Annotated in this window: 21 protein-coding genes and 1 other RNA gene; 12 read left to right on the forward strand and 10 right to left on the reverse strand. The window is 37.3% G+C overall.

Features of this window, described 5'->3' with window-relative positions; all coding sequences use genetic code 11:
- Positions 1 to 62 precede the first annotated feature (62 nt).
- Together recN and H4J56_RS13790 are read left to right on the forward strand one after the other, a co-directional pair.
- Positions 63 to 1,751: a DNA repair protein RecN gene (gene recN, locus H4J56_RS13785; protein ID WP_182259479.1), complete on the forward strand. Its 1,689-nt coding sequence runs from the start codon at positions 63 to 65 to the stop codon at positions 1,749 to 1,751.
- 134 nt (positions 1,752 to 1,885) lie between these two features.
- A complete protein-coding gene (locus H4J56_RS13790; RefSeq protein WP_070374311.1) occupies positions 1,886 to 2,233 on the forward strand; it encodes an outer membrane protein assembly factor BamE in 348 nt (115 codons plus the stop codon).
- Positions 2,234 to 2,302: 69 nt separating this feature from the next.
- On the opposite strand, the gene H4J56_RS13795 is transcribed toward H4J56_RS13790, so the two are convergent.
- Entirely contained in the window at positions 2,303 to 2,683 is a 381-nt protein-coding gene (locus H4J56_RS13795) for an RnfH family protein (protein ID WP_182259480.1), read from the reverse strand.
- Complete coding sequence (locus H4J56_RS13800) at positions 2,676 to 3,116, reverse strand: SRPBCC family protein (RefSeq protein ID WP_070374314.1); 441 nt, start codon at positions 3,114 to 3,116, stop codon at positions 2,676 to 2,678. The genes H4J56_RS13795 and H4J56_RS13800 overlap by 8 nt, the downstream gene beginning before the upstream one ends.
- A 150-nt stretch (positions 3,117 to 3,266) precedes the next feature.
- Here H4J56_RS13800 and smpB point away from each other — a divergent pair, with 150 nt between their 5' ends.
- The 7 genes from smpB (at position 3,267) to H4J56_RS13835 (ending at position 9,240) form a co-directional block, all read left to right on the forward strand.
- Positions 3,267 to 3,749, forward strand: a complete 483-nt coding sequence (gene smpB, locus H4J56_RS13805; protein WP_070377008.1) for an SsrA-binding protein SmpB — start codon at positions 3,267 to 3,269, stop codon at positions 3,747 to 3,749.
- Positions 3,750 to 3,843: 94 nt separating this feature from the next.
- Positions 3,844 to 4,193: a transfer-messenger RNA gene (ssrA, locus tag H4J56_RS13810) on the forward strand.
- A gap of 178 nt (positions 4,194 to 4,371) precedes the next feature.
- Positions 4,372 to 5,619: an integrase domain-containing protein gene (locus H4J56_RS13815; RefSeq protein ID WP_182259481.1), complete on the forward strand. Its 1,248-nt coding sequence runs from the start codon at positions 4,372 to 4,374 to the stop codon at positions 5,617 to 5,619.
- A gap of 320 nt (positions 5,620 to 5,939) precedes the next feature.
- Complete coding sequence (locus H4J56_RS13820; RefSeq protein ID WP_182259482.1) at positions 5,940 to 6,197, forward strand: AlpA family transcriptional regulator; 258 nt, start codon at positions 5,940 to 5,942, stop codon at positions 6,195 to 6,197.
- 66 nt (positions 6,198 to 6,263) lie between these two features.
- Positions 6,264 to 7,019 (forward strand): phage antirepressor KilAC domain-containing protein, encoded by a 756-nt coding sequence (locus tag H4J56_RS13825; protein WP_182259483.1) that lies wholly within the window; start codon positions 6,264 to 6,266, stop codon positions 7,017 to 7,019.
- Entirely contained in the window at positions 7,016 to 7,906 is an 891-nt protein-coding gene (locus H4J56_RS13830; RefSeq protein WP_182259484.1) for a toprim domain-containing protein, read from the forward strand. The genes H4J56_RS13825 and H4J56_RS13830 overlap by 4 nt, the downstream gene beginning before the upstream one ends.
- On the forward strand, positions 7,903 to 9,240 hold the full coding sequence (locus H4J56_RS13835) for a DUF5906 domain-containing protein (protein WP_182259485.1): 1,338 nt from the start codon (positions 7,903 to 7,905) through the stop codon (positions 9,238 to 9,240). The genes H4J56_RS13830 and H4J56_RS13835 overlap by 4 nt, the downstream gene beginning before the upstream one ends.
- A gap of 261 nt (positions 9,241 to 9,501) precedes the next feature.
- Here the strand turns inward: H4J56_RS13835 and H4J56_RS13840 are convergent, their stop codons facing one another.
- The 4 genes from H4J56_RS13840 to H4J56_RS13855 form a co-directional block, all read right to left on the reverse strand.
- Positions 9,502 to 9,990, reverse strand: coding sequence for a hypothetical protein (locus tag H4J56_RS13840; protein ID WP_182259486.1), 489 nt, complete (start codon positions 9,988 to 9,990; stop codon positions 9,502 to 9,504).
- A gap of 318 nt (positions 9,991 to 10,308) precedes the next feature.
- Positions 10,309 to 10,458 (reverse strand): hypothetical protein, encoded by a 150-nt coding sequence (locus tag H4J56_RS13845; protein WP_182259487.1) that lies wholly within the window; start codon positions 10,456 to 10,458, stop codon positions 10,309 to 10,311.
- A gap of 252 nt (positions 10,459 to 10,710) precedes the next feature.
- The gene (locus tag H4J56_RS13850) at positions 10,711 to 11,697 is read right to left on the reverse strand and encodes an HNH endonuclease (protein ID WP_182259488.1); all 987 of its coding nucleotides are present in this window, start codon (positions 11,695 to 11,697) and stop codon (positions 10,711 to 10,713) included.
- Between the two features lie 114 nt (positions 11,698 to 11,811).
- Entirely contained in the window at positions 11,812 to 12,681 is an 870-nt protein-coding gene (locus H4J56_RS13855; RefSeq protein WP_182259489.1) for a hypothetical protein, read from the reverse strand.
- Positions 12,682 to 13,182: 501 nt separating this feature from the next.
- Here H4J56_RS13855 and H4J56_RS13860 point away from each other — a divergent pair.
- Entirely contained in the window at positions 13,183 to 13,371 is a 189-nt protein-coding gene (locus H4J56_RS13860) for a hypothetical protein (protein ID WP_182259490.1), read from the forward strand.
- 160 nt (positions 13,372 to 13,531) lie between these two features.
- Here the strand turns inward: H4J56_RS13860 and H4J56_RS13865 are convergent, their stop codons facing one another.
- The 4 genes from H4J56_RS13865 to ctlX all read right to left on the reverse strand — a co-directional run bounded on the left by H4J56_RS13865 (position 13,532) and on the right by ctlX (position 20,379).
- Positions 13,532 to 15,223, reverse strand: a complete 1,692-nt coding sequence (locus H4J56_RS13865; RefSeq protein ID WP_182259491.1) for a GIY-YIG nuclease family protein — start codon at positions 15,221 to 15,223, stop codon at positions 13,532 to 13,534.
- 623 nt (positions 15,224 to 15,846) lie between these two features.
- The gene (locus tag H4J56_RS13870; protein ID WP_182259492.1) at positions 15,847 to 16,725 is read right to left on the reverse strand and encodes a hypothetical protein; all 879 of its coding nucleotides are present in this window, start codon (positions 16,723 to 16,725) and stop codon (positions 15,847 to 15,849) included.
- A gap of 1,208 nt (positions 16,726 to 17,933) precedes the next feature.
- Positions 17,934 to 19,364 carry a sodium:alanine symporter family protein gene (locus tag H4J56_RS13875; RefSeq protein WP_182259493.1) on the reverse strand — a complete coding sequence of 477 codons (1,431 nt, stop codon included), beginning with the start codon at positions 19,362 to 19,364 and terminating at the stop codon, positions 17,934 to 17,936.
- Between the two features lie 94 nt (positions 19,365 to 19,458).
- Positions 19,459 to 20,379, reverse strand: a complete 921-nt coding sequence (ctlX, locus tag H4J56_RS13880) for a citrulline utilization hydrolase CtlX (RefSeq protein WP_182259494.1) — start codon at positions 20,377 to 20,379, stop codon at positions 19,459 to 19,461.
- A gap of 207 nt (positions 20,380 to 20,586) precedes the next feature.
- On the opposite strand from ctlX, the gene H4J56_RS13885 reads away from it, so the two are divergent.
- Positions 20,587 to 21,042, forward strand: coding sequence for an Lrp/AsnC family transcriptional regulator (locus H4J56_RS13885; RefSeq protein ID WP_182259495.1), 456 nt, complete (start codon positions 20,587 to 20,589; stop codon positions 21,040 to 21,042).
- Positions 21,043 to 21,263: 221 nt separating this feature from the next.
- Positions 21,264 to 22,202: a DMT family transporter gene (locus tag H4J56_RS13890; protein WP_182214069.1), complete on the forward strand. Its 939-nt coding sequence runs from the start codon at positions 21,264 to 21,266 to the stop codon at positions 22,200 to 22,202.
- Positions 22,203 to 22,408: the final 206 nt, after the last annotated feature.

The following is a 22,408-nucleotide window of genomic DNA, read 5'->3' on the forward strand; positions in this document are numbered from 1 at the left end:
ACAAAACCACTTTACTGTATAAATTAACAGGTATACATATTTATACAGTAAATTGGTTTCTCATGCTTTTACATCTTAACATTCAAAACTTCGCCATTGTGCGCTCCCTAGATATAGATTGGCGCAAAGGTATGACAACCATCACCGGAGAAACAGGTGCGGGTAAATCGATAGCTATTGATGCCTTAGGTTTATGTTTAGGCGATAGAGCGCTCACTAATGTTGTAAGACCCAATACTAAAAAAGCAGAGTTAGCCGCAACCTTTGATATAAACAAAAACATTTCCGCACAAAAATGGCTTAAAAAAAATGGCCTATCTCTAACAGACGAACTCGATGCTGAGTTAGATTGTGAATGTATTTTACGCCGAGTAATATCAGCTGAAGGACGCTCAAAGGCTTACATTAACGGTAGCCAAGTTCCGCTTGCCCAACTTAAAGATATTGCACAATTTTTAATAAGTATTCATGGCCAACACGATCACCAACTCATTGTTAAGCCAGCTCAACAGCGTAAAATACTTGATGAGTATGCCGATCATCAGCACTTATTAGACGACGTTCAATATTACTATCAGCAATGGCGAAATCTCAATACAGAACTAAAACAGTTACAAGAAAGTAAAGAGCAACGCGAAGCAAAACTGCAGTTATTACAATACCAAGTGACTGAGCTAGACGAATTTTCACTACAAACGGGTGAGTTTCAAATTCTAGAAAGTGATTACAAACGTCATAGTAACGGTCAGTCATTATTGACCGGCACTTTGAAAGCATTGCAAACTTTATCTGAAAACGAAAATCACAATATTTCAGACAGCTTAAGAAACAACTGCGAACAATTGAATGATTTAGTTCATATGGATCCTAAGTTAGCAAATATTGCTAACACCTTGAGCGAAGCACTTATTCTTGTAGAAGATGCTAATGATGAACTAAAGCACTACTACGATAAGCTTGAACTCGATCCAGAAGCTTATCAAATGATTGAAGACCGCTACTCGCTCGCCATTCAACTGGCTAAAAAACATCAAGTGGCACCCGAGCATTTGCCAACGTTACACTTAGAGATAAAACAAGCCTTACATGTCATAAATTCTGACGGTTCAAGACTGGATACAGCATACGTAGACATTGAAAAAGCTAAAGTACATTACCTACAATCTGCTCAGGCATTATCAACATCAAGAGTAAAATCGGCTAAAAAACTCAGTAAAAAAATCACGCAGAGCATGAAAGAGCTCAATATGAACAACGGCATATTTGACGTATCAGTACAGCAAGTTAATGTTGAAGCTTTATCGCCGTTTGGCCTTGATGAAATAAACTTTCTCATTAGCCTTAACCCAGGGCAAAAATTAGAAGCGATGAACAAAGTTGCTTCTGGTGGCGAATTATCACGTATTAGTTTAGCCATGCAGGTTATTTTGGCTGACAAGGTGATCACACCGACCTTAATATTTGATGAAGTTGATGTCGGTATTAGTGGCCCAACAGCGGCAATGGTCGGTAGCAAGCTACAAGAATTAGCACAAAACACCCAAGTTATCTGTGTAACACATCTACCACAGGTCGCTTGCAAAGGGCATCAGCAGTTATTTGTCAGTAAATTAACCGATGGCGAGTTTACAGAAACAAAAGTAACGGAACTAAGTGCTAATGGCAGAGTCCAAGAAATTGCTCGCTTATTAGCGGGAAATAAAATAACAGATAACAGCTTGGCTAATGCTCAAGAGTTACTTGCCGGTTAATAAATTAATTTTAGCGTTAAGTAAATAACCTGAGTTGAAGCACAAAGGTGCAAAATAAATTGAAAATAGTTTTGTATCTCTTCGCGGGCTTAGTTATCATCCCCATTCGAACTTATTAGGATAAATGAAAAAACATGTTATTTCGCATTTTAGCCATTACTATTGCCCTATCTCTTTCTGCCTGCTCAAGCTGGGTCTATCGTTTTGACATTCCTCAGGGAAACTTTTTAGAACAAAAAGATATCGACAAGCTTCAAATTGGCATGACTAAAGAACAAGTAAAATTTGTACTTGGTAGCCCTGTTGTTAACGATGCCTTTGGCAATGATACATTGCACTATGTTTACTTATTAAAATCAGGTCGAAGTGAAGAGTTTAACGTTAAGAAGAAATTTATCCTCTATTTTGATAATGAATTATTAGCCAGCGCAGAAGGTGACTTTGTCTTAGGTGACAACTTTTACGTTCCTATGGTTAACTAATAAATATTTTAGTCCCATAAAAAAACGGCCTTAATAGCCGTTTTTTTTACTTTAAACTTTGCGATTTTTTTAGCTTGCTTTATTTCGACGCGGGTCAACACGACCACCGGTAACTTTATCGGCACGCCCTTCATCTTTTGCTTTTTCAGCTCGGCGCTTTCTAACCTCTTTTGGGTCAGCAATTAAAGGTCGATATATTTCAATACGATCTAAATCTCGTAAAGTATCTGTTAACTTAGCGGCTCGATTCCAAATACCAACATTATTTACGGTTAAGTCTATTTCTTCAAAAACAGATAAAATACCTGAAACGATAATACCTTGCTCTAACAAGGTGCCTTCATCGACTAAAAGCGTTAATAGCTCTTGTCTATCGGGTAGTCCATAAACAACTTCAATTTGTATTTTACGTTGAGCAAGTTCTTGCTCTATCTCTATGCTATCAACCATTAGAATGATAAACCTCTTTAGCTCTTTGTGTAAAAGCTTGTACCATATTATTGGTCAAACTTGTAAAAACACGGCCAAATGCCAAATCGAATACTTTACTCGAAAACTCATACTCTAAATGCAAACTAATCTTACAAGCTTCTTCAGATAATTCAGTAAGTTGCCAGTAACCCGTTAGCTTTTTAAAAGGACCGTCAACTAAATCGAGTTGCACTTTATTATTACCAATCAAGGTATTCTTGGTGGTAAACCATTTTTTTAGAACCCCCTTCGAAACCATCAAAGCAGCTGTAACTTCATTACCTTGCTGAGAAATTATCTTACTGTCACCACAATTGGGAATAAATTGAGGATAAGCAACAATATCATTAATTAATTGATACATTTGGTCAACGCTATACATCACTAAAGCGCTGCGACTAATTACGGGCATTTATTTTCCTCAACTTTAAAGGGTAATGATAACAAAGCCGTGAGCAAAAGGCATTAAACAGAAAAATTGAAATTAATCATTCAAATATCAATAATTCTCCGTATAATGTTTGCGATTGCTATTTTTGATGGCAAACAAAATGGAAATATAATGGCACAGAAAAAAAAATCAAACAGCAATACTATTGCGTTAAACAAAAAAGCTCGTCATAACTATTCTTTAACTGATAAGTTTGAAGGTGGGATGAGCCTGCAGGGTTGGGAAATTAAAAGTATCCGTAGCGGAAAAGTTAATATTTCTGATTGTTATGTACACGTAAAAAACGGTGAAGCTTATTTATTGGGTGCTGAAATAATGCCGCTCAATGCTGCTTCTAGTCACGTAGTATGCGAACCTAATCGTGACCGAAAGTTACTGTTGAATCGACGTGAATTAGAGAAAATAACCGCAGCTGTAGAGCGTGATGGTTATTCATTAATTGCCACGGCGATGTATTGGAAAGCAAATTGGGTCAAACTCGAATTTTATTTGGGTAAAGGTAAGAAAGACCATGATAAGCGTTCTGATATCAAAGACAGAGAATGGGCTGTTGATAAAGGCCGATTAATGAAAAATAAGAATTTAGATCGATAACAAGTTAACAATTAACACGTTGTTTATTTAAAAGAAGCGCTGTACAATGCGCTTTATAGACTGAATAAGTTTATAATTAAGATGAAAAAACTTTGGGGCGGATCTAGGATTCGACAAGATTCATGAAACCCGAGGTGCATGCCCAGGGGCGGTTTGCCTGGTAAAAAGCCGCAAAACTATAATTGCAAACGACGATACGTTCGCACTAGCCGCTTAGGCTAGCCATCGCCTCAAAAATTCTCCTATTGTTTAGAGGATCGATGGTCACCCCAAATAGGATAGCGAGGGAAGCACGCTTAAGGCTGAACCGCGAAATAGTATTAAGCTCACCATGACGAAGCCTGTCGATTGGCGTCTAATTGGTTAAACAAATAATCGACTAAGCATGTAGTACCAAGGATGTAGGCTTTTTGGACGGGGGTTCGATTCCCCCCCGCTCCACCAATTATGAAGATTAAGACGCGTCCTAGCGTCTTTTTTTATGCCTAAAAACAAGTGATTACAATGAACCAGAGGTTTATAGCGTCCTGTGCTGTTTGATAATATCCTAATCGTTTAGTACTATGTTAAGTACTACGAAGTACTAACTTGTTTACTTGTAGTACTAAAAGGAGATTTTTCAATGGCTAGAATAACTAGACCCCTAACTAATACTGAAGTAGACAAAGCTAAGCCTCAAGCTAAAGTAAGCAGTTTGTTTGACGGTGAAGGTTTAGAGTTAAAGATAAACCCAAGTGGTACTAAAAAATGGATTTTTAAGTACTACAAGCCATTTACTAAAAAGCGAACTAATCTAACACTTGGTGTTTATCCTGACATTTCTTTGGCAGATGCTAGAAAGCTAAGAGCCAAATCAAAAGAACTGCTAGCCAAGGATATTGATCCTAAAGACCATAAAAACAAGGTTTCACTTCAGCAGAAAGAACGCTTAGAAAACACCTTAGTTAGTGTTGCAACTAGATGGTTCGAGATCAAAAGAGGTGAAGTTACACCAGATTATGCAACTGATATATGGCGGTCACTCGAATTACATGTATTACCTTCACTTGGCAAGTACCCTATTTCTGAAATAACAGCACCTATTGCTATCAAGGCTGTCACGCCTATTGCTGAAAAAGGTACCCTTGAAACTGTAAAAAGACTTAACCAACGTTTAAACGAAATAATGAACTACGCAGTAAATACAGGCCTCATCTATTCAAACCCTTTGATTGGTATTAAAGCCGCATTTGAAAAACCTAAAAAGCAAAACATGCCATCAATCAAACCTAACGAACTCCCAAATCTTATGCAATCGCTAAGTGTTGCCAGTATAAAGATCGTTACAAGGTACTTAATTGAATGGCAATTACATACGATGGTTAGACCTGGTGAGGCCGTGAAAGCGCGATGGTCAGAAATTGATTTTGACAATCAACTTTGGAATATACCTGCAGAAACAATGAAGAAGAAACGCCCTCATTCCGTACCTCTTTCAGAACAGGTGCTAAATTTACTCGAATCAATTAAGCCAATAAGCGGACATCGAGAATTTATTTTTCCTGCAGATAGAGATCCTAGAAGTCACGCAAACGAATCAACAGCAAACGCTGCTATTAAAAGAATGGGCTATAAAGGTAAGCTAGTTGCTCACGGTTTACGTTCTTTGGCTAGTACTACGCTTAATGAGCAAGGCTTTGACGGTGACGTTATTGAGGCAGCTTTAGCTCATGTTGATGATAATGAAGTAAGGCGTGCTTATAACAGAGCTGACTACTTGAAGCGTCGAGCCACAATGATGACTTGGTGGTCTGAGCATATTGAAAATAGTGCCACGGGGAACTTTAGTCTATCAAGTTCCATCCGAGGTTTAAGGGCTGTTAATAGCTGATTTTACCTCTAAAGGCACTTACTATATTTCTATTTTAGTCTTTTATCATACTATAACGATCAATAAGGTATTGCAGACCCCCCAAAATTAGTGCTATATTTCCCATGTTGAAGAAATCCGCTTGGCTCACGCTACGCGGATTTTTTCGTTTCTAACATTCCTTTTCAAGCCTAAGCCCCGTCTCTGTACGGGGCTTTTTTTTGCCTTTAATAAATTAAATCATTCAATTTATACAACCCAGCCATTGGGTTGCGAACTATTGCGCTTAAAAAAAGGCTGAAAAGTAATGTATCAATTATATATCTTCAAAGGGTGAAATCATGATTACTGGCCAAACAATTAAAATTATTAGAAAAACAGAAGTCCTTGAATTAACGGGATTATCGAAAAGCTCGCTTCATTTACGAATTAATGACGGAACTATGGTGCCAAGCATAAGTTTAGGAGAACGAGCAGTAGGTTTTATAGAATTTGAAATTCAAGCAGTGCTGTCAGCTATGGTCGCAGGGAAAAACAAAAGGGACATACAGGCACTAGTAATCAGCTTAGTTACTCAACGCCAACAATCTGCAGCATAAGGCGGAAGTGATGAACAAAATAAATAACACTACTTACAAGCCACACAATAATGTCGAGGTGGAAGCATGAATATTATTAAATTTCCTGTTATAGCAGGCGTAGAAATAATTACTGACGATCAAAACCGCTTTAACCTTAATGCGTTGCACAAAGCTAGTGGTTTGGGTAATACAAAGCGCCCGTCAATTTGGCTAACCAATCAGTTAACTATTGAGTTAATTCAAGAGTTTGAGTCCCAAAGCCAGAATTCTGGCTTAGCTCAAAAACCAATCAACTCGATAAAAGGAGGTAATAACTCAGGCACTTTCGCCCATGAGTTACTGGCTATCAGTTACGCGAAGTGGATTAGCCCTAAATTTCATATACAAGTTAACCAAGTTTTTTCTGATTATAAAAATGGCAACTTAAAACCCGCCCACCCTGTACAGATGTCACGTCTTGATATTTTAAAATTAGCTATGCAGGCCGAAGAGGAAAACATCAAGCTTCTAGCTAAGATCGAAGAAATAAGTCCTAAAGCTGAAGCGTTAGATAGAATCGCGAGTTCAGATGGCAGCATATGCATTACTGATACAGCTAAATACTTACAACTAAGGCCCAAAGACTTATTTACATGGCTTGAGGATAATAGATGGATTTATAAGCGTAATGGCAATAAAGACAGGAGTGCTTTCCAAAATAAAATAAACCAAGGGTTACTAGAACATAAAGTTACACAAATCCCGTTACCTTATAGCCGCATAAAAACCACCTCACAAGTAAGAGTTACTAGCAAAGGCTTAGCTAAACTAGCATATGCAATAAACAAGGAGGCAGCATGAGTTACTCAGAACAGTTAAGCGCTGCCCTAAGCTTTGGCTTGTTAATTGGTAGCTTAGAATGTGACGGGCAACTTCATCGTGTTAGCACACAACTAAAGCCCAAGGGTAAAAATGGTTGGTATATAGCTTTTACTGAGAGCCCTATAATAGTCATGGGAGATTGGCAAACTGGCATAACTGAAACATGGAAACCTGATGGCCACACTCAAAATAAACAAGATCGAATAGACATTCAAAAGTCGATCGAAGCAGCTAAAAAAGTGCGAGCTGTCAAACAAACTGAAGCAACAAAAAAGGCTTTGGCATTGTATAAGAATGCTAAACAGGTAACCGAGCATAATTACCTAAGCACTAAGGGGATTTTCCCCCCTGCTGTTATACGTTGCCATGATGGTTTGCTGGTTATCCCGCTTATTGATTACTCTTTGGATAATGCAACATTAATAAATATTCAAACCATCAATCAACATGGGAGTAAGCGATTTATGACTGGTGGCAGGATTACTGGTCTGTGCTGCCCGATCGAACTATCGAACAACGAACCAATAACAAGGATATATATTGCTGAGGGGTTTTCAACCGCGATGAGCGTCCATCAAATAACAGGTTGTTCGGTTCTTGCCGCTATGAATGCTAATAACTTAGCGTCCGTTGCTAAAATTGCACGCCAACGTTGGCCAGATATAGAAATTATAATCACTGGTGATGATGATTATTTAACTGAGCGTAAAACGGGCATTAACCCAGGCAAAGATAAAGCAATTCAAGCAGCATCCATTATCAAGGCTAAAGCATCATTCCCTCCATTCTCTTTTGAAGAAAAGTTATCTGGGTTAACTGATTGGAATGATTACGAACAGAATTGCTATATCAAGGAAGTATCATGACGAATAATGTAATTGACCTTTCCATCATTGAGGCGCCAATTGAACTTACAACAATAAATGGCCAAATTGTTACGGAAAGTGAACTTAAAACGCTTACTGAAATGAATGAGAAGTATGCTCATATTGTTATTGGCGCTAAACATCGCATCATGATATTTAAGCCTTGTTCTGTTGATGGTAAAAGAATGACCTTTGAGAGTCCCAAAGACTTTTATAATTACTTCGAGCATACAGCTCAAATAGCAGGGAAGAACCAAGGACGAGCTTGGTTTAAGTGGGCTGAAAAATCATTTTATTCAGATGGTATTGGCTATTACCCTGATCAGTCAAAAGCACCGGCTAAACTTTTCAACACATTCCAAGGGTATGGTTGTGACCCATTACCAGGAAACGTGACGCTAATACTTAATCATATCCATGATGTTTTGTGTGGCGGTGATAGTGTCGCATCACTCTACTTTATTCAATGGCTAGCCCATATATTTCAGAAGCCGGCAGATAAACCTTCTGTTGCTATTTTAATGAAATCAGCAGAAGGAACAGGTAAAGGTACGCTATATAAGTTACTAAAAAAAATGCTTGGTTCAAATTCTAACCAAGTCAATGGCCATTACCAATTAACCGGGCGTTTTAATTCAGTAATCGCAGGTAAACTGCTTATCTTTGGTGATGAAGTAGACTTAACTAGCAAGGCGGTATTTGATAAAGCAAAAGGTATCATTTCAGAGCCGACGATTAGTCTAGAGTTAAAAGGCATTGATGCTGAACCAGTACCAAATTTTGCACGATTTATATTTGCTGGCAACCATGGACAAATATTAAGAGCAGGAACAAGAGAGAGGCGCTTTCTAGTGCTAGAACCTTCATCACATAAAGTTGATGATAAAGAGTACTTCAAAGCATTAAATGATTTAATTGATGGTGATGGAGCATCTTACTTCCTAGAACATCTACTTAATATAGATATAAACTCATTTAACCCTTATAAAGCACCGACAACTAAAGGACTAATAGAGGAGAAACTTTCAAGCCTGCCACCAATACTTTCCTTTTTTAGGGAGGAATTATATAAAGAAAACCCGTTCAATGGCGCTGTTAGGCTTTACGCAAGTAAATTGATATCAACATACACGTTATGGGCTGAAAGTAATAACATAACTCTTACGCCAGCTACAGCCCGTAGCCAAGTTGGGAAAACACTATCAAATTTTAACATCCAAAAGATAGGACGAGCTGGTCGAGGGAAAGGCATATACTACGACTTGCCAAACAACGAAGATTTTAAAGCGGCTTTCTCTAACTATCTAGGCCATAAGAGCGATGATATTTTCTAATGTGTTAACATTCTAGTGTGTAGTAGCTCAAAACTTGCTTTGACGCTTATTAATATCAAAGTTAACTAAACCTGACAGGAAGCGATAAGCTGTGGGGTCAATCGGATTTAAGCATTCACTTTTGCCACAAAGCCGACATTATGCAGAAACTTGAATTGTTGCGTTTAGATTAGATTTTGTACCAATGCCTCATTAAGAGGCTTAAATCAGCGATGCACGAGCAATAGCCAACTGTTTTTAGTCTTTTTGAACTACTTATAGTTAAGTGTTCTTAGTAGCTTCCCATTCATCCTTTAGTACTTTTTGGCTTAATTCAAGCAAGTTAGACTTGTTTTTGTCTGATACAGAAGAGTCGTGGTACTCTTTAATAACAAGGGATATTAAGTCCACAAGTTTGATATGTTCAGGTTCATTAGAGTTAATATGCAAACTAATGGATGACTCTAAGAGCATTAACTTTTCATAGTTTTCTAAATCTCTTTTGTTTGCTTTTTCTTTTTTATCTCCATCCCAGTGTGTTGATGGGCAATAATTCAGCCTGTCTATTGAAATGATTGCTAATACACCCGAAATCTTATCTCGAAGGCTATTTATCCATGCCTGTCTCATTGGTGCAATTGTTTGCCTCTTAGAGTTTTTACTATTTATAAATGGGGTAATAAATAGAGCTAAAAATGCTACAGCTAAAGCACCTATTGAGATTACATCTTTAGCCTCTAGTCCCCATACAATAAATTTCTCGACAGCCAAAATATACTCCAACAAAGATTAAGTAACTTAACGAGGCTGTAGAATAACTCGTTTATTATGAATTCCCCTATAAAATAGGGATACTAAATGCATTACCTATATCGAGTTAATTCTCTACAGTGCGATATAGGAGCACAAAAAATCAGCTGTTTTGGCTAAAATAGTTATTCTACAACCTCAACGCCTCAATAAGAGGCAAAAATAGTTGGTTAAAATTAGCGACACAGGAGCAAAAGCCAACTGTATTTTGTCCTTTTCAAACAGCTTATAGTGTAAATAAGGGCGGTGTGCCAGCCTAACTGAATACACACCTAAACATTACAACTTAGCTAAGACATAAGATGCAACTAGCGCTAACACGAATGCAGCGATAGGACTAAATGAAGTTGCAAGAACTCCAAATAATACACCAAATGCACCTAGGTTTAGATGCAAGTTTGCTGAACCCGCCAAAGTAGTATTTGTCATAGACACTCCTTTAACAATGCCTCAGTCTCATGATGGATCGGGAAAGAGACGGCTCAGACTTTGCTACCAGATTTAGGTTTAAAACCGGTCATTCTGGTGGTAGCAACCCGACCGGACGGTTGTTGGAAGGAGGTTACTCAACTCCCAAGCATTCTTTACACATAAAGCCGCCTTATGCGGAAAAAAATAGTTTGCTACACTTGTTGATGTACGACACAAAGCCAGCTACTTTTGTTCCGTTTAAAGGCCTTGTTAAGCCTTTTCACCAAAATAAAGGTCTCTTTGAAATCTCAAATGTTCTTCAAAATCTTTTAGACCTCCATAGGGAATTTCTGTACGTTCCGTCCCTCGATACTCTACTCTATGTGTTTTAAATGACAAATCCATGTGTGGACCTGATGTGACTAAAAGTATCCCTTCGCTCAGACGGTAGCTGTGAGAAAGCTCATCTCGAACTTTATCAAATATATAGTTCGCAGCTCTATTTAGCTCTAAAGTCAGATCTTCCACTAAATAGCAATGATACTCCCAATCAATAAAAATGGAGTCATAACGGCTTTGATCAAATGGACCAGAATAATTTTTATAAAATTTTTCAGTTAAATATTGGTCATCTCCCCATTCGATAGCATGCTGGTCAAACTTATTTAAGAAGTCCTGCAATACTCTCCTAAAGTTCTCAAAGGCTAATTCAATCGTTTTATACCTTTTGGGCCAAACTCTATTTAGTAACCAAAGCCTTAGCTCTTCTAGATTGTCTTTATTGGTTTTCCAAATCGATGGCTGACCGTTTGATAACAAATAACTGGTCCATGCATTCCAGTTTTCGGTGTCTATCAAAGACTCAAACTTATCTATATAAGTGGCGTATATCTCATCATCTCTCTGCTTGCTTGCATCAAATATTTTAAGCTGTTGCTTAACCCAGCTTTCATGCTCTTGCTTGATGGCTTTCAGCTTTTCAACCGTATACTCGCCTGGTTGATCATCAATAACCTTATGGTGAACATTACAAAGCAAAAGTAGATTACCGTATTTGTCTCTTTGTTCTGACGATAAATCTGACTCACCCCTAGGGCCATCAACACTTCGCGCAATTATATGACAAGCCTCACCGACTAACGATTCATCGTCTGTTTCTGTTGCATCCATTACTAGTTCAGTCTTGCAGCTAGCAAAAGCACAGCGACTCGCAGCTCTACCCCATAACATTTTTTGAGTTTTTAAACTTATTGCCACGGTAAATCCCCTGAGGCTTAGACCCAATAGGTGTCTAAAATTTTTTTGCTAAATTGTGTATCGAAGCGAAACCGAGCAAACTATTTTTAGTCCTGCTTAATTGGCTTGATAGCATTACGGTACTTTAATATGAATAAAATGCTCTTCTAATTTGTCTGGTTTGTGCTTCGAATACAATAATGTATTTTCTGGGCTTTCCAATTTAACACCAATTTCGTTTGCACCTATTTTTTTTAAGATAGACGTTAATTTGGTCTTATTATTAGGGAAATTTAAATGCTCGACATTAAGTGGTTTAGGTTTAAAGTGCTGAATAATGCTAGCTTCTAACGTTTCAACAACTTGCTCAAAAGTTATGCCTTCACTCTCAAGTTCACCTGGCTTATAAAGAATAATTGAGGCACTTTTAAACTGATCTCGTGCATTGAGTTTAGCTAATATGGTTTGGAGCTTGTCATGCCCCTCACCTAATCTGTCTTGTGCAGTCCTACCATTTTTCGCTGCCATACCAATGTATTCAATACAGAGCGGAATAGAATAATCTAGGTTTCTTGAGTAGTGTGTTACATAAACCAAATCACATGGGAATTTTTGATTTGCTGCACCATTAGAAAATGAAAATTCAAAACTGTCAAAATCTCTACCATATTTACAAGCAGACACACCGGATAATGGTACCAAAGGTGAGTTGAATTCAACTATTTGTGATAATTCTTCACCACTATCATTCTCAAAAATCAATTCAGCATTAAATGAAGACTCACTTAGAAGTTTTACACTGTCTTTATTGATTTTAAATTTTGTATGAGTAACCAATGCGTAAGCATGGAATCCCTCAAAATTTCCATGAATGAATAAACGATGATCTTCACTTTCTTGATGAACATACAATTCACCATCCTTAGTTGGGCCTAAATCTAATGAACCAATGTTATTAGCTTGTACGATACTTGCAGGCCCAGATAATAAAAGAAGTGGCAACATACATCTCCATTTTTTGTAATGCAACAGCTTGTTATGTAGACGTTTCACTAACTCCCATCTACTTGATTGTTGAATAAAGTAACACAATACTCTTTATTTTCAAATCCTTATCGTATTATTACAGGTGTTTTTCATGGGTACTACATGCTCTCAATCAAGCACGTTAATAGCATTGTTATATTTTTCATGAGAACCTTCATACTCGCAGGACTCAGTATCAACAACACCGCCGATCGTACCTTTAGATTCGTAAGGACAACTGCAGTATTTAGTGACTGAGTGGTCAAAATACACTTTATCCCTTAGGGTCTGCTTAGTCTTAGTCCATGAACTAGGGACTTTATGAGCATCCGCCGAGCTAATTAATAAAGTTGTTAGCAATACAAGAAAATAGAATAAGTTCAATGTTCATTCCTAGAGGGCTTTTTGGTTGAACACCATTGCAGAAACGATAAATTTTTACTATTTTTTATGTGTGGAGTCTCAATAAATGGAATTATTATGAGTAATCATAAAGAGGTTAAAAAACAGCAGTTAAATCCCCCTAACGTATTAATTAAAACTTGGTGCACTCTGGATAGAGATGAAGACGAGCAAGTGAGGATGCATGCCATGAAAATGCTTTTAGGCACTTTCGGTGATTTGGAATCAGTAATTGAATTTGTTAAGAACAAAAACATTAAAGTTTAGTATAGCGTTAAGTCGCCTTTATTTTTGCCTTTAATTCTTTGCTAGAAAAAAATGAGTCATAGAAATGAGATGGCTTGTATACAAATCCGTAGCCAAAGTTGGTTGACCACTATAAACATTGATATTAAAGATAAATGCAGTACCAAGAATAAAATCTTATTCAGTTCATATGCTGACATATTTCATCTAGCCAACCATTTTTACGAGCCGACGAGTATGCACCTCGATTACCAGCTTTGAACTGATATTTTGATGGATACTTTAATGCTTCTTCAGCACATCTTTCTTTACTCCCCCAATAACCACGAGGAACTCGTTGAGACTTTATGTGTGAGCAGACCTCTTCTAGCCAACCATTTTTTATGGCCGCACTATAAGCTCCACCTGATTCTTTTCTAAAATCTTCCTTAACTTTGTATCTAAGGGCTTCTTGCTGACAGCGTTCTTTTGTCCAATACCCGCTTGGTTTTTGAAGCGACATCATGTGTGAACAAACTTCATCCATCCAACCTTTTTTTCTAGCCGCAGTATATGCCCCTCCCGATTTATTTTTAAAATCTACCTTAACTTTGTATTTAAGAGCTTCTTCATGGCAACGATCTATTGTCCAGTATCCTTTTGATTTTTTGGTTGATGTCATATGAGCACAAATAATATCCATCCAACCGTTTTCTCTAGCGACAGAATAAGCACTACTCGAACCTTTTTCAAAATCACCTCTACTTGTATATTTCATTGCTTCCATAGCACACTGCTCATCAGTCCAAAACGACAAAGGCTTCCTCGTATCTTTCATGTGCAAACAAATTTCATCAAGCCACCCGCGTTCTCTTGCTCTTTGGTAAGCATTTGAATTGGATCTAAACTCACCTCTAGTCTCAAACTTAAGAGCCTCTAAATGACAACGTTCTTTTGTCCAATAGCCATTAGGTGTATTTGTTACCTCTAAATGCTCTGTAATTTCATCAAACCAACCATATTTTTTTGCAGAGATATATGCCCCGTTTGAACCTTTTATAAAATCTGTGGTTGTCGTGAATTTCAGAGCCTCTTTTCGACATTTTTTTTTGTTCCAAGTATTTCTAGAGCCAATTTTTCCTATTTGTATTTCGCTATTGAGAACTATAAAGCCTCTAGCATTATAGTCATCTACAAACTCTTGCTCTTTAAGCGCAATTGTTTTTGCATCATAAATATATGGAGTTAACTGTATATACTCTGTGTCTTTTTCAAGAGTAATTAATGCCGAGTTTGTCGTATTCTTGTCACTTTTGTGTTGTTTGGCTCTAGTTTCAAATTGTTGACGGGTGAGACCAACGTATGCTTTGTTTAGTCTTTTATTTTCAATTACGTATATGCAATGAAGCCACCCATGCTCCTGTATTTTCATATGAGAGCACACTTCGTCGATCCAGTTGTTTAACTGTGCAGACGCATAAGCGCTACTACAGCCTTTTTCAAACTGAGAACGACTCTCATATTTTCCGGCCTCGATGGCGCAGCGCTCTTTGTTCCAATAATTCCTAGGTAATGTCACATACTCCATATGGGCGCATATTTCTTCTAGCCACCCCTTTTTCTGGGCGGTTCTATAAGCTGCATCTAATTTCAAGTGGAATTCGTTTCGTGATGTATACTTAAGTGCCTCTTTGCTACAGCGCTCTTTTGTCCAGAAGAAGTTGGGCTTTATAAGCCGAAACATATGACGGCAAATATCATCTAGCCAACCATTTCTTTGGGCTATCCGATATGCGCTGGCAGAAGATTTAAGAAAATGTACTTTATGATTATATTTTTGAGCCTCCTCATTGCACTTTTCCAGTGTCCAATATCCATTTGGTTTTCGCTTCATATTTTACCCATCTATATAACCGACCTTCAATATACTCAAGTAAGAGGGATATCGCTACTTAAGGAAGTATAAACTCTATAGCAATTGTTAACTCTAACGTCTGTAATGTCGGAACAACTGACGTTAACATAACAATAACTAACGTCTACAATGCGCACAAAGTTAGCATTAGCAGTTTTATGACGAACGACCGTTATTTTTTTGCTTCCCGACTGTCAATCTTGATCAAAACCTATAAAGCCAAAGTGATAGTTCAAGTTTGAGCTAATATATCTAATGTGTCTATTTGCTATACCATCTATACCAACACTCTGAGAACCCCATATATAAGGGCTATTGATGGTACTGCCTTTTATATTACCTATACCAAACCTGTACCCCAACCTATACCAATAAATGAATAATACATAATAATAAGGTAGTGGTGGTAAGGGTAATAAATTGAAATGGTATAGCTATTTTTAGAACGTGTACCAGATGTAGCCTTTGGTATATATGGCTACATTGCTAAATGGTAGTGGTGGGATAGCAAAACCACGATATTTTACGAGAACAAATAAATTGCCACACCATATTTCAATTTAAATCACATATTCCAATCAAGTTTTAACGTACATGCTCTTTTAGAATATATGACCAACTATCTCTAGTTTCTTCTTAAGCTTAATCTCTACCCAACCTGAAGGTGTGCCAATGAAGCTACCCTCGCTATATGGAATGCCATAAGGCTCAATACATTTTTGATATTCAGGCCAACTATAGTCTTGATACCATTGAAGCATACAAGGTTGATATTGGGCATCACAGGCTCCGTAAGAGCTAGAAAAATCTTTCTTGGCTTTAAAACATGATGAAAACCATTGACTCTTTTTGTCTTTTGGTACTTCAAATTCGGCGATTTGAGATTGAATATGATACGCCATAAAATCAGTAACTATACCTACATTCTTTAATTTACTGATAGAGTAAGTAGCTTCACCTTTAGCAGAAAACATATCAAAGCATATACGCTTCCCATTATTAGAAACTCTTTCAATGTAATCGCATACTTTACGACCAAAATCACTTTCTAAACTCGCGTATTCTTTAATGGTACCATTTAATATAAAAGGAGTATGAGAAGTCAGCCTTATAGAAGACACACCTGACGTATGAATTAACCTTTTAACCCCTCCTAAATAAGAGATGAAGCAAGAGCTATGGCAATCCTTATTACGGTCAATGACGGTCGTAATATTATTTGTTCTAAAAAGCATTCCAAGATCGATCCCATCGTTAACCATGCCGCCAAAGCTATTTAAATATACATATTCTATTTTTTCAAATCTAAGTAAATTACTAACTATCTCAACTAGTTCCGAGTCAATAGGCGCGTCAATATAAAGAGCCTTTTTGTTAGCAAACATTTTAAACAAAATAACCTGCCTATTCTTAGATGTTGTATATTTTGATTCAATATTTATGTAATCCTTTTCATTTGCAGACTCTAAAACGTTAGGCATTTCAAATCCTGACTTTGCATAAATGTTTGTACTAATTATTACCAACATTAAAAATAATAAAGACTTCCTCATCAAACACCTTCCCTTCATCAAATTTGATCAATATATCCGTTTCTTTTTTATCAATCAACGAACTAAAGAAATTACGTATTGAGTTAAAGTCCCTTCAATAAAGCAATAATGATGCGTTGTGTACAAAATACACCAATGGGGGAGCCTTAAGATTTCTTCTCTAAAATATTGTAAGAATAGTTTTATGAGAAAGTCATCGTTCCTCTTGTTAAGGCTTAACTGTTCAAAAAAATTGCGCAAAAAACAAATGCGCAATAATAAATAATCAATCTAAAGCCTATTAATGCTGAAGTTACCCTTAACCTTACAACGAAAAAAGTGCGCAGGTATTAGCATCATAGGTATTATAAATGATAGAACAAAGGTATTTGGAATAATCCAGAGAAATCAGAGTTATGTGGTCAAGTGCTAAAGAAATACGAAGAACATTTAGTAAGGTTAAAGATGTAGTAGATTAAAGTAAGGTTGTTATGGCTGTCTCTATAAATAATTTTTGACATTTGTTTTTAGTACCTTGATTAGTACCAAGAAGAACAACAAGAATGAAGTAAAACGAACAATAACAGTATATTACAATACAAATACAGATGACCCCCGCCCACCAAATAAAGACCTTTTTAATCCATTAGTTATACCTAGTAACTTTTAGATTTGGCGATAAACAAACCACCGTTTATGATAAGAAACCGCTTAATTGCGGTTTTTTTATGTCTAAAATTCCCTTCCCCTAGATTTTAGCTTTCATAACTTGGACATCCATTATAAAAATTTAAGAAAATTATTGGATACAAACATCTAAATGCTTCCAGAAGTTATACGCAAACCTATCGAGTACTTGAATAAAACTTATAATATTATTGAAAAAGTCTACATATGACGAGAATTACTGTTTATGGGGATTTAAAGCACACTTAACGATAGACGTTTTGAGTCCATCGCTTATTACATATTATTTCACAAAGTAACTAAGCTCAAAATAACTATGCTAATAGTTTTTTGCAGTATGTTATATTTTGTCGTCGTTTAAATCCATGGTGTTCATAATAAGCCGTCAATGAATCCCTATTGTCTATAACCTATAGCGCCATAAAACAAGCGCCTAAAATCTTTTAGCGGCTTTTTATATATCAAAGCACTTATAACGTTTCTTTGGCTTTATTCGCTGTCCAGACACCGGGCTCTGTTTTGCCTTGTATTTCGACATCATCAAGTAAAAAAGTAGGCTTACCATTTTCTTTGAGTTTCTCGCGAAAGTCTTTAGTTAAATTCAATACGGTTGGGGTCAGTAAAATAATGGCGTAGATATTCACCAACGTCATTAATCCTAGTGCCATATCTGCTAATCCCCACACTTCTTTCAACGAAGCCGTTGCTCCCCAAAACACCATAAATAAATAAATGCTGGTATAAAAGAGTCGCCCTACTTTATTGTCTAGTTTAAATAAATGTAAATTACTCTCTGCATAAGCATAATTAGCAACCACAGAGGTGAAAGCGAATAAGGTAATCGCGGCGGCAACAAAATAGTTTCCACCACTACCAAAATGGCTCGTCATCGCATCTTGTGTCATTCGAATACCTTCCATTTCGCCACTGATATTAATATCTGACAACAAAATAACTACTGCTGTGCAACTACAAAGCACCATGGTATCTAAGAAAACCCCTAGCATTTGTACATAACCCTGAGCAACAGGATGATTAGGAACAGGTGAAGCGCCTGCGGCTGCATGAGGCACACTACCTGCTCCAGCCTCATTTGAATATAAGCCTCGTTGAATGCCATTCTTAATAGCTGCACCTAAAGCGCCGGCACCCGCTTCATTTAAACCAAAAGCTGAATAAAATATATCGACAAACATTGAGGGTAAAAGTTGAATGTTCATCAAGGTAATAACGACCGCTGTCCCGACAAAGGCTAACCCCATAAAAGGTACAGTAAGTTCGGCAAATCGAGCAATACTGCGCATACCACCTACAACGATACTGCCGGCGAGTACCGCAATAACTACGCCTGAATATTCACGAGGAATAGTAAAAGTATTGTTTAATGCATCTGCGATGGTGTTGGCTTGCATTGCACTAAAAGTAAGACCGTAGCCTAAAAAGAGACAAAGCGAAAAAAGAATAGCCAGCCAAGGTTTGTTGAGTCCTGCCCGAATATAATAAGCTGGGCCGCCCCTGAATTCTTTATGTTCATCTCGCACTTTATATAACTGGCCAAGAACACTTTCAGCAAAGCCGGTCGCCATACCCAATAATGCAATGACCCACATCCAAAATACCGCGCCACTGCCACCCAGCGAAATAGCCATGGCAACACCCGCTAAATTACCCGTACCAACTCGCGCCGAAAGCCCCGTACATAAAGCTTGAAAAGAACTAATACCTGACTTGTCAGATTGCGTACTGCCTTTCATCACCGTAAACATATATTTGAATTGCAGTATCTGTATCCAGCGAAGTTTGAACGAAAACCAAAATCCGGCAAAAAGTAACAAGTAAATTAATATTTGGCCTTGGCCCCAAAGGATATTGTTGATAGCGCTTACAATCTCATTAACCATTTACTTGCCTTATTTACTCTTTAATTTTCAGTATAGTACGATACTTTTTTAAATTATATGCTTAATTTTTTTGACTCAAGCGTTAATCAATAAATTATCTTTTTGACAAGTGAACCCCTGCCAACATGCAACGTACTGAGCCACCAGCCATTTCAATGGCAGAGACATTCAGAGGAACCAATTTCACTGTTTCTTCTAGCAAGGTTATTTGCTGTGGTGTTAATGCGTTATAGGCAGTTAACGAAAGCGCAAGTATGCGCCCTGAAGTCCCTTGCAATTCGAGTGCATTACCGCAAAATTGATTGATTTGCTGCTCAGTTAAATAAATAATTTTTTTACCTGCATTTTCAAAGCGCTTAATAATTTCATCTCGGCGTTTAGGGTTGGTCATCATTTCAAAGCCGGCCATGACAAAATCACTGCCAATACACATTAATACATTGGTATGGTAAACACGAGTGCCCTTTTTGTCTTGAGCATCGAAAACCATAGGTTCAAAATTAAAGTGAGCGCAAAAGCGTTCAAGGACATGTGAATCTGTTCTTTTTGAACTAACCGCATAAGCAATGCGTTCAATATGGTCTAGCACCATAGCACCAGTACCCTCTAAGTAAATATCATCATATTCTAATCCAGAATAATCAAAAACGACTTGCACACGATATTGTTGTTTAAGCATGGCGATAATGTCTGTGCGGCGTTCCTTGCGGCGATTTTTTGCATACATAGGGTAAATTGCGACTTGACCACCACTATGTGTTGAAAACCAATTATTAGGAAATACTGAATCGGGTGTTTCAAGTCCTTCATCTTCAAAGAGGTGAACAACAACCCCTTCTGCTGCAAGTATGGTTGCTGCGCTAGTTACTTGATCAAAAGCGAGGGTTTTAATTTGCTCTTGGTTTACAAGCTCTGTTGACTGAAAGCTATTGTCTTGCTTTGTTTCTTCGTTAGGAAAAAAGTGATGTGGGCGGATCATCACGACCGCATTTGGTGCTTGTGGAAATACTGGCATAATTTCTCTCTGTTACCTTGTATTTTATGCTTTATCATAATTTCTCTCTTGGCAGATAAAGCAGAGCGCTATACAAAGCTGTTATTTAACTGAACCCTATACTATCTGCTGAAGGTGCCAATCAAAATGGCAATATGTTGCAATTATTGAGTAAATATTTATCATATTGTTTAGTTTTATTGTCAAAATGATAATTTGGAGCCGAGTATGACCGATAACAAGAACCTGAAGAAGCGGATATTTCTTTACGATGCTATTGATAAAGAGCTCATCGCTATTTTACGCCTTGATGCTAGGGCCTCTATTTCTAAGTTGGCAAAGTCACTCCACGTCTCGCGTGGCACAGTACAAAATAGAATGGATCGACTGATTAATTCTGGCGCTATTTTAGGATTCACGATTCGAGCTCATGATGAGTTAGAAACTGAAGTCGTTAAAGCTATAATGATGATAGAAGTTGTCGGTAGGTCGACCACACAAGTGATTAATAAACTGCGTGGTATTGCCCAACTTGATAAGATTCACACAACTAACGGTACTTGGGATTTAGTGGCTGAGGTTAAAACATCAAATTTACTCGAGTTTGACCACGTACTGCGAGATGTTAGAACAATAGAAGGTGTACTTAACAGTGAGACCAGTATTCTTTTAAGCTCAGTTTAACCATTTTCAATTCATCTATGATATTTATGGGTAATTCCACTCAAACGCCCTCTTTGTTAAAGCTGATGGCTTTAATTGCTGCTTATAAGATAACTTTCGCTTTTATCTCTGATAAAACACAATACTAGCGTTAATAACGATAGTATTTTTCAAACAGTTTATGGATAATATCTCACTTTTAAAGAAATGCTCAATGTGGCATTTTAAGCTGAGCTTTTCCTATGCATGAAATTAGTGGTCGATGGCAACTGGGGTTGTTTTTATCCCTTACTACGGCAATATTATGGGGCGTTTTACCGATTGCGCTCAAAGAGCTATTGCAATATATGGACGTAAATACCATTACTTGGTTTCGTTTTCTTATTGCGGCCGTATTTTTGGGCGGATACTTAGTTATCACCAAACGCTTACCTTCATTATCATCACTTAAGAACAATAGAGTCCTGGTGTTAATGATACTTACCGTCTTTGGTTTATTAGCAAACTACATTCTCTATATGATGGGCTTGGCCTTAACATCACCAGAAAGCACACAGGTCATGATTCAAATAGCACCGATGTTATTACTTATTGGTGGTGTTTGTGTTTTTAAAGAGTCGTTTAATACCAAACAAAAAGTGGGCTTGTTAACCTTTATCTTAGGACTGGTATTATTTTTTAATCAGCGATTTGAACAATTATTTAGTTTTCAGGGTAACTATGCTCTTGGCCTTTTCTTTATTATTCTTGCGGCAATTCTTTGGGCTATTTATGCCTTAGCACAAAAGCAACTGTTGAAAAATTTTGCCTCTGAAGAAATTATGATACTGATTTATTTAGCGGGAACCTTGGTGTTTTTACCGTTGTCGGCCCCGTCTTTAGTGTTTGAACTAGATACTATAGGCTGGTTACTGTTGATTTTTTGTGGGGCAAATACGCTTTTGGCTTATGGCGCTTTTGCAGAAGCTCTTGAACATTGGGAAGCGTCTCGTGTTAGCGCAACATTAGCCATAACGCCGTTATTGACCTTAATTTTTATGCAGATCATTAATTATATTTCTCCAGGAGCGATTACAAACGAACCACTCAATACTACCAGTATTGTCGGTGCAGTGATCTTAGTTATTGGTTCTGGTGTTACGGCGTTAAGTAAAAATAAAACTAAAATAGTATTAACCTAATGGTTTAGATGTCGGCAAGCAAACCGACTCTTTGAAGCCATTAATTATAGATATTTACCTGATAGCCCAGTCATTAACTATCAGTTTTTAACCTTTACTAACTAAATAAAACTGCCCGTATCGGGCAGTTTTAAATTCAACAATCCCCAACAACGTCTTAAAATAACCTAGCTATATCGTATCGATTAAGTACTATAACCACAGGT

Source organism: Colwellia sp. BRX8-4 (assembly GCF_014077345.1).
GTDB lineage: Bacteria > Pseudomonadota > Gammaproteobacteria > Enterobacterales > Alteromonadaceae > Colwellia_A.